Origin of the sequence: Nocardioides sp. (genome assembly GCF_024509035.1) — a bacterium.
Lineage (GTDB): Bacteria > Actinomycetota > Actinomycetes > Propionibacteriales > Nocardioidaceae > Nocardioides.
Genome location: NZ_JANINT010000042.1, coordinates 1 through 12021, shown reverse-complemented (window position 1 = coordinate 12021; position 12021 = coordinate 1). Strand labels below are relative to the sequence as shown.

Below are 12021 nucleotides of genomic sequence, written 5' to 3'. Positions count from 1 at the left end.
CGCATCCGGGCCGCCCGACGCCGCCGCGCCGGGATCGCCGCGGTCGCCGCCGCCAGCGTCGCGGTCGCGGGCATCGCGGGGCTCGGCGCCCTGCGCGACCCCTCGACGATCGAGCCGGCGGGACCGGTGGTCGTCGGAGTCGACGTCCCGCAGGAGGTCGCGATCTCCGGCTTCCCCTACACCCTGACGAGCACCTCGTCGCTCACCGAGGACCACGGCCTCAAGGTCCCGGAGTCCGACCAGAGCCAGGCCGTGTCGTTGGTCGCCAGCGACCTCGGGTCCGGGACGGCGACGCTCTTCCTCGACGGCGAGGCGGTCGCCCGGGCCCGCGGATCGCAGGACCTCGAGCTGCCGGTGCCCGTCGGTGGCGGCCAGCGGCTCCGGGTCGAGATCGACGGGGCCGGCCCGCAGGCCCGCGTCGGTGTCGCGGTCTACGAGGCGACCGGCGAGCTGGCGCCCGGCGTCGACAACGGCACGGCCGTCTTCCGCGACTCGGTGGCGGATGCCCGGCTGCTGACCGCGGCCTTCGCGCGGGAGGGCGAGTCGCAGGTCACGGTCAGCTTCCGCGGCCGGCTCTCCGACGTCCGGTTCGCGAGCTACTGCACGACCCAGGAGAAGGGGCTCTGGCTCAACGTCGACTTCGACGGCGACGGCCCGATCACGGGCCCGTGCCGTGGGACCGACAGCCGCGACCCCGGTGGTTCATGGTCCTCCTTCGAGGACGACGGTCCAGCCGCGCGGCACACCGTCCGTGCCTACGTGACGCGCGGGTTCGACGGTCCCGAGGTCGACACCGCGGACGCCGAGGTCGGGGTCGGCATCTACTCTCAGCCGAGCCCCACCCGCCAGGTCCAGGGCATGTCCGTCGACACCGTCGTGGAGTACGCCGGCCGCACCTGGCAGCTGGACCGGGTGATCCGCGACGGGGGCGTCCTCGACTTCTCCACGACCGACCAGCTGCTCGGGTTCGTCGCCCAGGGCGAGATGTCCCGTGCCTACTGGGAGGGCGAGCGCACCCGCGGCGGCTCCGCGTTCCTCGGCCGCGCCACCGGCCCGGCGTCGGCGATGGCCGGCGTGCTGCTGCGCGGAGAGCGCTACGAGGTCGGGATCGTCAACGCCCACGACGAGTCGGTGCCGGGCACGCTCCTGATCTACCGTCCGGTGTAGTCAATGGCCCGAGCGGGCCGTTCCCCGGCGGGCTCGGGCGGAGCAGGATCGGGCGCACCGGTCTCGAGGAGGCACCATGCGCCCGCTCACCCTGCTCGGCGGCGTCGTCGCCACGCTGGTCGTCACCCTGCTCGTCCCGGTCGCGCCCGCCCACGCGACCACGACGTACACCTGGAGCGGCGCCGAGAGCAACGTGTGGGGGAACAAGAAGAACTGGCGTCCCGAGGGGGTGCCGAAGGACGGCGACGCCGTGGAGCTCGGACCAGGCCCGCGCTCGAACATCACGGAGGTCCCGGACGTCACCCTCACGAGCCTGAGCGTCAGCGGCGACCCCACGGCGCCCCGGGCGGTGTCGATGACCGGCGAGGGCCAGGTCATCACCGGAAGCCTGCAGTGGAACGGCGGGGACATCAACACCGACCTGATGGTCTCGGCGCCGCCGCTCGACCCGACCCCGTCGTACATCATGATGGGCCAGTCCCCGATGCGCTTCGGCAACGGGACCAGCAGGCTGACCGGCCACCAGACCCTCACGATCAACAGCACCGTGTCGCTGATGGCGGGGCTCGCGGCCGGCGACGACCCGTGGCTGACGTTCATGTTCGACAGCAACATGCGGATCGCGAGCACGGGCAAGCTGCTGGTCGACCCCGCCGCCAAGGTGCTGGGCAGCCGGTGCTGCAGCGGCGCCACGTCGACGGTCATCGTCGACGGCACCCTCGAGGTGTTCTCGGCGATCGGCGCCACCGGCTACACCGCGCGCTTCGACGAGCTCGGCATCGACCTGGCCGGCGACGTGGTCGTCTCGAAGGGCAACACGTTGGAGATCACGGGCGGCCCGATCCGGGTCGGCGGCCACGCGATCAACGGCACCGTGGGCGATGCCTCGATCAAGGGCGGTGGGACCGTCGACATCACCGAGACCGACGGCGAGGCCTACGACCCCGACCATCCCCTGCTGCCGGACGGCACGCTGAAGTTCATCGAGGACGGTGAGAAGCTCGGCCTCGACGACGACACGGTCCTGCGGCTCGGCCCCTACAGCGAGGTGTCCGGGGTGGGGAGCATCGTCGGCAAGGGGTCGGTGGAGCTGGCCGGCGCACGGATCCGCGGACGACTGACCACAGCAGACGGCGTGAAGGCCTCGACCGAACCCGGGACGCAGACCACCGTCGAGGTCTGGGACCGGACCCTGCCGGGGCAGACCGGCTGGCTCACGCCGGCCGGCGGCCTGCGGGTCGAACCGGGTTCGACGCTGAGGGTGCTGGGCGGCGGCGGGCGGTTGATCATGCCTGACAAGGCCACTCTCGAGGTCCCGGCGGGCGCCACCATCGACGCCGGCGGCTGCTGCACCGACACCGGACGGGTCACCCTCCAGAAAGGCTCGACCATGAAGATCGGCCAGCAGGCCGACGGCCAGGAGTCCGAGGATCCCGCGATCCTGCGGTGGATCGAGCTCGGTGGCCAGGGAACCGTGGAGCACTCCGGCGCCTCGGCCTGGGACCTGGCCGGTACGACGTTCACCAGCGGCGCCCGGATCACCGGCGAGGGCACCATCACCGGCGACCTGCCGGCGGGCCCGGCCGACATCCGCCCCAGCGGCGTGCTCACCGTCGACGGCGACCTCGCCACCAACATCGCGGGGATCTACCGACCGTTGATGGCCACGCTCCGCAGCGAGCCGAAGGCGGCCGGTCGGCTCGTCGTGACCGGCAACGCCGCCCTGTCGGGCCGCCTCCAGCCCATCGGGGACACCACCTATCCCGCGGATCGCCGGGTCACCGTCCTCGAGGCCGGCAGCATCACCGGCGGCTACCAGTGCGCCGTCGCCGGCGGGATGATCCTCGACCCCGCGGCCACGACCATCGGCCTGCGCGCGATCGGAGCCCGGGTCAGCGACTGCCTGCGGCCCGCCGCACGCTCGGTGCTCTCCGCCACGTTCGCGGGCTCCCGGAGGGTGGCCCTGGGGCTGCCCGACACCGCGTCCTCGGTGCTGGTCGAGGTGCGGATCTCAGCGGCGGCACGGGCCGGGACCCTGCGGCTCTCCGCCGGGCGCGGCACGGTGCCGTTCCCGGTGCCCCGGCGGCGTACGGTGACCCGCCTGCTCGAGGTGCCGGTGGCCGCGCAGACCAAGCTGACGATCCAGCAGTCGCCCCGCGCCCGGGTGCGGATCACCCAGGTGGGCTACGCGTTCCCCTAGTGGATCCGGGGTTCAGCGGCCGGAGTAGTTGGGCGCCTCGACGGTCATCTGGACGTCGTGGGGGTGGCTCTCCTGCAGGGAGGCGGAGGTGATCCGCACGAAGCGGCCCTTCTCCTGCAGCTCGGGGACGGTGCGCGCGCCGACGTAGAACATCGACTGGTTGAGGCCACCGATGAGCTGGTGGGCGACCGCGGCGAGCGGGCCGCGGTAGGCCACCTGGCCCTCGATGCCCTCGGGCACGATCTTGTCGTCGCTGGTGACCTCGGCCTGGAAGTAGCGGTCCTTGGAGTAGGACTTCTTGCCACGGCTGGACATGGCACCGAGCGAGCCCATGCCGCGGTAGGCCTTGAACTGCTTGCCGTTGACGAAGACCAGCTCGCCGGGCGACTCCTCGCAACCCGCGAGCAGGGAGCCCACCATGACGGTGTCCGCACCGGCGACCAGCGCCTTCGCGATCTCGCCGCTGTGACGCATGCCGCCGTCGGCGATCACCGGGACACCCGCGGGCTTGCAGGCCAGGGACGCCTCGTAGACGGCGGTCACCTGGGGGACGCCGACACCGGTGACCACCCGCGTGGTGCAGATCGAGCCCGGTCCGACGCCGACCTTGACGGCGTCGGAGCCCGCGTCGACGAAGGCCTGGGCGCCCTCGCGGGTCGCGACGTTGCCGCCGACCACCTGGACATGCTTGGTCGCCGGGTCGGTCTTGAGCCGCCGCACCATGTCGAGCAGCAACCGCACGTTGCCGTGGGCGGTGTCGGCCACGAGGACGTCGACGCCGGCCTCGATCAGCGTGGTCGCGCGCTCCCAGGCGTCGCCGAAGTAGCCGATCGCCGCGCCCACCATGAGCCGGCCGGCGTCGTCGTAGGAGGCGTTGGGGAACTGCTCGCCCTTGACGAAGTCCTTGACGGTGATCAGGCCGGTGAGGTGGCCGGCCTCGTCGACCAGCGGCAGCCGCTCACGCTTGTGCTGGCGCAGCAGGACCGTGGCGTCCTCGCGGGAGATGTCGGAGTGGCCGGTGATGAGCGGCATCGGCGTCATCACCTCGTCGACCTTGGTGGTCGCCCACTCCGCGACGGGGGTGAAGCGCAGGTCGCGGTTGGTGATCATGCCGAGCAGGCGGTTCTCGCCGTCGACGACCGGGAAGCCGGAGATGCGGTACTCCCCCGCCAGCTGGTCGAGCTGCTCGAGCGTCGCGTCGGGACCGATCGTGACCGGGTTGGAGATGATGCCGGTCTGGGTGCGCTTGACGAGGTCGACCTGGTAGGCCTGGTCCTCGATCGAGAGGTTGCGGTGGAGCACGCCGAGACCGCCCTGGCGGGCCATCGCGATGGCCATCCGCGACTCGGTCACGGTGTCCATCGCGGCGCTGACGAGCGGGACCTTCAGCGAGATCTCGCGGGTGAGCCGCGAGGTCATGTCGATGTCCGACGGCGCCAGGTCGGAGTGACCCGGCAGCAGGAGGACGTCGTCGTAGGTCAGGCCCAGGGCGGCGAACTTCTCAGGCAGCTCCACTCGCTCAGCCTACCGGCGTCGCCCCATCACACCGCCAACGGCTTGAGGTCGCGGACGGGCACCCGGACCACCAACGTGTCGGCCGCCATCCGGATCCGGCCTCGCAGGCCGGCCGCCATCACCATCGGCAGCACCGCCTGGTTGTCCGAGCGCGTGGTGAGCACGATCTCGGCAGCGCCCAGCGTGGTGGCCAGCCGGGCTGCGTCGACGAGGAGGCGGGTGCCGATGCCCCGGCGCTGCCAGGCGGGATCGACCCGCAGGGTCACCGCGCGGACGCCGGCGGCCTCGCCCGCGGGCTCCTCGGGCTGCACGACGGCCAGCCCGACCGGGATGCCGTCGATCAACGCGCTGACCGAGTCGCCCTCGGCGACGTACTCCGGCGTCGCACCGCCGCCGACCCGGCGGCTCGGGCTCGGGGCCATCGCCGCGCTCTCGCGGGCGCGGCTCAGCACGTCCGAGACGAGCTCGGCGAGCGATGCTCCCCGGGCGTGCTCGGTGGCGGTGAAGGGCGCGGTGCGCCGCACCTGCACCTGGACGTCACCGACCGTCATCTCCATGAGGTCCTGCTCCGGCACGGTGGTCGCCCGGCCGGGCACCGGGTCGGCCTCGGCGTCGAAGAGCCGCGCCACCACCTCGGGGAAGGACGCCGGCATCGCCAGGATCGTGCGCGCGGCCTGGACGTAGCGGGTCGGCTGGTCGGTCAGGGCCGCCTCGGTGCAGCGCAGCACGACGACGGCCAGCCCCCCGGCACCCTCCAGCAGCGCGGCGACCCGCGCCTCGTCCCATCCCTCGGGGCTGCGGAGCACGAGCTCGTCGGTCACCGACTCGATGCCCGGGAAGATCTGCAGGCCCAGGATGTTGACGCCCGCCGCACCACAGCTGGCGGCGATCTGGGCCAGGGCCCCGGGCCGATCCGGCAACGACGTACGCGCTCTCCACAACATGGCGCCAGCGTGCGCCGGCCACGTTGCACGATCGATGCGTGCGTGTTTCGCCCACGTCACGTCTGGGTCGAGCGTGCTGAGAGGGTGTGGCCCGTGGAACACCTGCGCCGCCACCCGGTCGCGATCGCCGCGGCGCTCGCGTTCCTGGCCCGACTGCCCGCGCTGACCCGGCCGGTGCGCGCGGACGAGGCCGGGTTCCTCCTGGTGGCCCGGTCGTGGGACCCGCAGCCGGACAGCATGTTCGGGCCGTTCTGGGTGGACCGGCCCCCGTCGCTGATCGTGGTGTTCCGGGCCGTCGACGAGCTCGGCGGTGTGACGACGCTGCGCGTGCTGGGCGCCCTGGTCGTGGCGGCCACGGTGCTGCTGGTCGGGGCGCTGGGGCGCGAGGTCGCCACGGCCCGCGCGGCGGGCTGGGCCGCGGCCGCCGCGGCCGCCCTCCTGTCGAACCCCATGATCGACGTGGTCGCGGTCAAGGGCGAGCTGCTCGCCCTCCCCCTGCTGACGGGCAGCATGCTGCTGGCGTCGCGGTCGGTCCGGCGTACGTCGCCACCGCTCGCGCTGGCCGCCGGCGTCGCCGCGGGTCTCGCCGTCGGCCTCAAGCAGAACCTCGTGACCGGGCTGGTGTTCGCCGGGGTGCTGATCGTCGTGGCGTGGCGCACCGGCCGGCTGCCCGGTGGCCGCGCCCTGGCGCTGGCGAGCGCGGGTGCAGCGGGCGCAGCGGTCCCCGTCGTCGCCACGATCCTCTGGGCGCGGACCGCGGGGGTGCGGCTCGGCACCCTGTGGGAGGCCGTCTACGGGTTCCGCGCCGAGGCGGCCGGCGTGATCGCCGACGGCAGCACGGACGCACCGGAGCGGCGCGCCACCGTCCTGCTGCTGATCGCGGTCGGCTGCGGCCTGCTGGCGCTCGTGGCCGGGCTGCTCGCCCACCTGCGCGGGGCCTGGGACGACGACCCGCCGGTCGTGGCCGCGACGCTCGCGGTCGTCGCCACCGACCTGGTCGGGCTCGCCGGCGGCGGCAGCTTCTGGCGCGACTACCTCACGCCGCTCGTGCCGGGCGCCGCGCTGTGCGTCGCGCTGGTGGCCGCCCGCCCGGGCCCCGAGGCACGCAGGGTCCGCGGGACCGTGCTCGCCACCGTCGCCTCCGCCGCGGTCGCGATGGTCGCCTGGGTCGGGTGGAACGCCACCGGGCAGCAGGAGTTCGACGAGGTCCGCACCGGGGAGGCGTTGAGGACCGCCGCGGCGCCCGGGGACACCCTCGTCGCCTTCGGCGGCCGGGCCGACCTGCAGTACGCGAGCGGGCTCGGCTCGCCGTACCCCTACCTGTGGAGCCTGCCGATGCGCACCCGCGACCCGGGCTACGCCGACCTGCGCGCGCTGCTCGCCGGGCCGGACGCTCCCACCTGGCTGGTGGAGTGGGCGTCGTTCCGCTCGTGGGCGCCCACCCCCTCGGACGAGCTCGTGCGCGTCGTCGAGGAGCGGTACGTCGCCCACGGCGCCGCCTGCAACGGGCACCCGATCTACCTCCTGCGCGGCGCGGACCGCCCAGAACCCACCCCCGCCTGCGGGTGAGCACACCGAGAGGTGAGCCCACCTAGACTCGTCCGATGCGTGCTCTCGGACCCGCTCTCGCCCTCCTGCTCACCCTCGGCGTCGCCGGCTCGGCCGCGGCCGAGCCGGCGGTCGTCACCCAGGACGACGCCATCCACGCGCGGGCGGGTCGCGACTACACCCGCCTGGCGACCCTCCGCCTCGGCGAGAGCGAGGGCGAGCACGCGAACGCGGTCACCGCGTCGGGCAAGGTCGTGCTGACCAGCTACGACGACCGCGGCTCGCACTTCCGGCTCTTCGACCCGGAGACCGGACGGCGCACCTACCTGCCGGCACCCGGCACGTACCCCACGATGATCGACATCTCCGCCCCGACGATCTGGTACGACGTCGTCGACCGCGAGGGGCTGGCGACCGTCTACCGCTTCGACCGATCGAGCAAGCGGATGCGCAGCTTCCGGCTGCCCGATGCCTCACAGCACCGCGGCGACGTCTACCGCGTGATCGGCGTGCAGGGCCGCACGGTCTGGTACACGAGCGGTCCGCGCCAGGAGCACAGCAGCGAGGACGTCTGGTCGGTCCGGTTCGGCCGGCCCCACAGCCTGGCGGCGCAGGGGCGCAAGCTCGGCAACCCGACGTTCGTCGACGGCGTCCTCGCGTGGTCGGAGTACGGCATCCGGGGGCCGAGCCACTTCGCGACGCGTGAGCTCGCCACCGGTGAGGTCACGCGTACCGAGCTCCCCGACGGCTGCGCTCCCCGCGGCGACCGGGTACAGAGCAGCGACGCCCGGCGCTTCGTGCTGATCCTCAACTGCGACCTCCCGGAGATCGAGGCGGCCATCATCGACCGCACCGGCGAGGTCACCACGATCATCCAGGTCGCCATGGACGACGGGTCGCTGGGCACCACCGACCGCGGGGTCTTCTTCTACGACCTGTTCTACGACGTCGCGACCGGTCGGCTGCTCGACTACTCCGACATCGGCAACTCCGAGATCGTCCCGGCGGGCGGCCCCGGCGACCACCCCGTGCAGGTCTGGCCGCAGCGCGACGGCCGGGCGCTCGTCGTACGCCTGAAGTAGTCGAAATAGACGTTGACCCGCCCGAAACTTTCGGGCGGGTCAACGTCGGATGGGACTAGTGGCCGTGGCCGTGCCCGTGGCCGTGACCGGCCGCCTCGGGCTCCTCGTCCTCGGGCTTGTCGACGACCAGGGTCTCGGTCGTGAGCAGCATGCCCGCGATCGAGGTGGCGTTGACGAGCGCGGAGCGGGTGACCTTGACCGGGTCGAGCACGCCCTGGGCGACCAGGTCGCCGTACTCCTCGGTGGCGGCGTTGTAGCCGTGGCCGAGACCGAGCTCGCGGACCTTGGTGGTGACGACGTAGCCGTTGACCCCGCCGTTCTCGGCGATCCAGCGCAGCGGCTCGTCGGCGGCCTTGCGGACCACCCGGACGCCGAGCGCCTCGTCACCGGTGAGGCCGAGGTCGTCGGAGAGCACAGAAACCGCGTGGATGAGGGCGGAGCCGCCACCGGCGACGATGCCCTCCTCGATCGCGGCACGCGTCGCGGAGACGGCGTCCTCGATGCGGTGCTTCTTCTCCTTCAGCTCCACCTCGGTGGCGGCGCCGACCTTGATCACGCAGACGCCGCCGGCGAGCTTGGCGAGGCGCTCCTGGAGCTTCTCGCGGTCCCAGTCGGAGTCGGTGTTCTCGACCTCGGCCTTGATCTGGTTGACCCGGCCCTCGACCTCCTTGGGGTCGCCGGCTCCGTCGACGATCGTGGTGTCGTCCTTGGTGACCACGACGCGGCGGGCCTGGCCGAGCACCTCGAGCCCGACCTGGTCGAGCTTGAGGCCGACCTCGGGGGCGACGACCTGACCACCGGTCAGCGTCGCGATGTCCTGCATCATCGCCTTGCGGCGGTCGCCGAACGCCGGGCTCTTGACCGCGACGGCGTTGAACGTGCCGCGGATCTTGTTGACGACCAGGGTCGAGAGGGCCTCGCCCTCGACGTCCTCGGCGAGGATGAACAGCGGCTTGCCGGACTGGATGACCTTCTCCAGCAGGGGCAGCAGCTCGGAGACCGCGGAGATCTTGCCCTGGTGGAGCAGGATGTACGGGTCCTCGAGGACCGCCTCCATGCGCTCGGGGTCGGTCACGAAGTACTGGCTGATGTAGCCCTTGTCGAACTGCATGCCCTCGGTGAACTCGAGCTCGGTGCCCATGGTGTTGGACTCCTCGACCGTGATCACGCCGTCCTTGCCGACCTTGTCGAAGGCCTCGGCGAGCAGGTCGCCGATGACGCTGTCGCGGCTGGAGATCGTGGCGACCGAGGCCATGTCCTCACGCGACTCGACCTCGCGAGCGGCCTCCTTGAGCGCGTCGCCGACGGCCTCGGCGGCGGCGTCCATGCCGCGCTTGAGACCCATCGGGTTGGCGCCGGCGGTCACCGCGCGCAGGCCCTCGTGGACCATGGCCTGGGCGAGCACGGTGGCGGTGGTGGTGCCGTCACCCGCGATGTCGTTGGTCTTGGTCGCCACCTCCTTGCACAGCTGGGCGCCGAGGTTCTCGAACGGGTCGTCCAGCTCGACCTCACGCGCGACGGTGACACCGTCGTTGGTGATGGTCGGGGCGCCCCACTTCTTGTCGAGGACCACGTAGCGGCCCTTGGGACCGAGCGTGACCTTGACGGCGTTGGCGAGCGCGTCGACGCCGCGCTCCAGCGAGCGGCGGCCCTGCTCGTCGAACTCCAGGATCTTGGGCATTTCTCTCCTCTAACGAAGATCGGGTCGTGTGCCTGAGCGCGCGCTACAGCGCGTCGTCAGGCACACGACCCGGAAGGACTTCAGGAAACGACGGCGAGAACGTCGCGGGCGGAGAGGATGAGGTACTCCTCGCCGGCGTACTTGACCTCGGTGCCGCCGTACTTGCTGTAGATGACCTTGTCGCCGACGCTCACGTCGAGCGGCACGCGGTTGCCGTTGTCGTCGATGCGACCCGGGCCGATCGCGAGGACCTCGCCCTCCTGGGGCTTCTCCTTGGCGGTGTCCGGGATGACCAGGCCGGAGGCCGTGGTCTGCTCGGCGTCGAGGGGCTTGACGACGATCCGGTCCTCGAGGGGCTTGATGTTGACCGACACTCCTGATCAACCTCTACTTTCTGGCACTCGATGTATGGGTGGTGCACGTCTGGTGCCTGCCGTCCGGGGCGCCGTCGCGGGGGTCGCACCGGGGAGCAAGCGTTGGCACACTCCCGAGGAGAGTGCCAACTCAGAAACTAGCACTCTCGCCGACTGAGTGCCAGCGACCCCGGGGTGACAGGATCCAGGGATGGACCTCGAGGCGTTCCGCTGGCTGCTGACCGCCGACGGCGAGCGTCTCCTCGCGGACGCCAGCGCCTCCGTCGCGGCCGGTGAGGACACCCTCGCTTCCCAGACCCGGCTGCGGCGTACGGCGGATCCCGCGCACGTCGCTGCCGCGCTGACGCAGGCCACCCTGCGGGTGCGGGCCCGCGCGAAGTTCGGCGAGGACGCCGACCGGATGTACTTCACCCCCGACGGGCTCGAGCAGGCGACCCGGCAGCGCGTCGCCGCCCACCGGGCCGCTCGGCTGGTGGCCGCGTCCGCCTCGACGCTCGTCGACCTGGGCTGCGGCATCGGTGGCGACCTCGTCGCGGCGTCGCGCGCCGGGCTGACTGCGGCCGGCGTCGACCTCGACCCGGTCCGCGTCGCGGTGGCCCAGGCCAACCTCGACGCCCTCGGGCTCCCCGGCGCGGTGATGGTGTCCGACGCGACCACGCTCGACACCACGCCGTTCGACGTCGCCTTCGCCGACCCGGCGCGTCGCAGCGCCCGCGGCCGGACCTTCGACGTCGACGGGTGGACGCCGCCGTGGCCGTTCGTCGAGCGGTTGCTGACGCGGGACGCGTGCGTCAAGGTGGCGCCCGGCATCCCCCACGACCTGGTCCCGGCCGGCGTCGAGGCGGAGTGGGTCAGCGATCACGGAGAGGTGAAGGAGGCCGCGCTGTGGTCCGGACGGCTCGCGACCACCGCGCGGCGGGCGACCGTCATCGGTGACGGCGGGCTCGCGACCCTGACCGACGAGGACGATCCGGGCGCGGAGGTGGGGCCGGTCGGCGCGTTCCTCTACGAGCCCGACGGCGCGGTGATCCGCGCCGGGCTGGTCACCGCGGTGGCGGCCGGCGTCGGCGGGAGGCTGGTCGACGAGCACATCGCGTACGTCGCCTCCGACGCGTCGTACCGCACCCCGTTCGCCCGCGGCTACCAGGTGATCGAGGAGCTGCCCTACCGCGAGAAGGCGCTCCGGGCGGCGCTGCGCGAGCGCCACATCGGCCGGCTCACCATCAAGAAGCGCGGCGTGGACGTCGTGCCCGAGCAGCTGCGCAAGCGACTGGACCTCTCCGGTGACGAGGAGGCCACGATCGTGCTGACCCGGGTTGCCGGCCACGGGGTCGCCCTGCTGGTCAGACCCTTCTGACCGCTGCGGCGCACGACGGCCTGCGCGGGGTGGCGGTGATCGGACGGCTGCGGGCGCGCAGTTGGTTCCGCTTGCTGGTTCTCGAAGAAGCGTGGTCGCCGTGGGCGCGGGGTTGCGGCGGCATGGTTGCGGCGCGCGGCATGGCTGCGGGCG

General features: G+C 72.6%; 9 protein-coding genes. 5 read left to right on the top strand and 4 right to left on the bottom strand.

Translation table 11 applies throughout. The annotated features are described in order from the left end of the window. Positions 1-1167, top strand: a 1167-nt coding sequence (locus tag Q0L15_RS03930) for a hypothetical protein (RefSeq protein WP_296602391.1), incomplete at its 5' end; no start/stop codon positions are given. A 76-nt stretch (positions 1168-1243) separates the two neighbouring features. Further along, on the top strand, positions 1244-3367 hold the full coding sequence (locus Q0L15_RS03925) for a hypothetical protein (RefSeq protein WP_296602390.1): 2124 nt from the start codon (positions 1244-1246) through the stop codon (positions 3365-3367). A 12-nt stretch (positions 3368-3379) separates the two neighbouring features. Here Q0L15_RS03925 and guaB read toward each other — a convergent pair whose 3' ends face one another. Both guaB and Q0L15_RS03915 read right to left on the bottom strand, forming a co-directional pair. Continuing rightward, positions 3380-4882: an IMP dehydrogenase gene (guaB, locus tag Q0L15_RS03920; RefSeq protein WP_296602388.1), complete on the bottom strand. Its 1503-nt coding sequence runs from the start codon at positions 4880-4882 to the stop codon at positions 3380-3382. A 26-nt stretch (positions 4883-4908) separates the two neighbouring features. Beyond that, a complete protein-coding gene (locus Q0L15_RS03915) occupies positions 4909-5826 on the bottom strand; it encodes a GNAT family N-acetyltransferase (RefSeq protein ID WP_296602386.1) in 918 nt (305 codons plus the stop codon). Positions 5827-5919: 93 nt separating this feature from the next. Here Q0L15_RS03915 and Q0L15_RS03910 point away from each other — a divergent pair, with 93 nt between their 5' ends. Together Q0L15_RS03910 and Q0L15_RS03905 are read left to right on the top strand one after the other, a co-directional pair. Continuing rightward, the gene (locus tag Q0L15_RS03910) at positions 5920-7395 is read left to right on the top strand and encodes a hypothetical protein (protein WP_296602385.1); all 1476 of its coding nucleotides are present in this window, start codon (positions 5920-5922) and stop codon (positions 7393-7395) included. Between the two features lie 35 nt (positions 7396-7430). Beyond that, the gene (locus Q0L15_RS03905) at positions 7431-8456 is read left to right on the top strand and encodes a hypothetical protein (protein WP_296602384.1); all 1026 of its coding nucleotides are present in this window, start codon (positions 7431-7433) and stop codon (positions 8454-8456) included. Between the two features lie 55 nt (positions 8457-8511). On the opposite strand, the gene groL is transcribed toward Q0L15_RS03905, so the two are convergent. Together groL and groES are read right to left on the bottom strand one after the other, a co-directional pair. After that, positions 8512-10137, bottom strand: coding sequence for a chaperonin GroEL (groL, locus tag Q0L15_RS03900; protein ID WP_296602383.1), 1626 nt, complete (start codon positions 10135-10137; stop codon positions 8512-8514). Positions 10138-10217: 80 nt separating this feature from the next. Then, positions 10218-10511: a co-chaperone GroES gene (groES, locus tag Q0L15_RS03895; protein ID WP_183592203.1), complete on the bottom strand. Its 294-nt coding sequence runs from the start codon at positions 10509-10511 to the stop codon at positions 10218-10220. Positions 10512-10701: 190 nt separating this feature from the next. On the opposite strand from groES, the gene Q0L15_RS03890 reads away from it, so the two are divergent. Then, complete coding sequence (locus tag Q0L15_RS03890; protein ID WP_296602382.1) at positions 10702-11868, top strand: class I SAM-dependent methyltransferase; 1167 nt, start codon at positions 10702-10704, stop codon at positions 11866-11868. The last annotated feature ends 153 nt before the right edge of the window (positions 11869-12021 follow it).

What these genes read in the sequence shown, in the direction of transcription:
- Q0L15_RS03925 (WP_296602390.1), top strand. Translation starts at nt 1,244, where the DNA reads ATGCGCCCGCTCACCCTGCTCGGCGGCGTCGTCGCCACGCTGGTCGTC.
- Q0L15_RS03915 (WP_296602386.1), bottom strand. Translation starts at nt 5,826, where the DNA reads ATGTTGTGGAGAGCGCGTACGTCGTTGCCGGATCGGCCCGGGGCCCTG.
- Q0L15_RS03905 (WP_296602384.1), top strand. Translation starts at nt 7,431, where the DNA reads ATGCGTGCTCTCGGACCCGCTCTCGCCCTCCTGCTCACCCTCGGCGTC.
- groL (WP_296602383.1), bottom strand. Translation starts at nt 10,137, where the DNA reads ATGCCCAAGATCCTGGAGTTCGACGAGCAGGGCCGCCGCTCGCTGGAG.
- Q0L15_RS03890 (WP_296602382.1), top strand. Translation starts at nt 10,702, where the DNA reads ATGGACCTCGAGGCGTTCCGCTGGCTGCTGACCGCCGACGGCGAGCGT.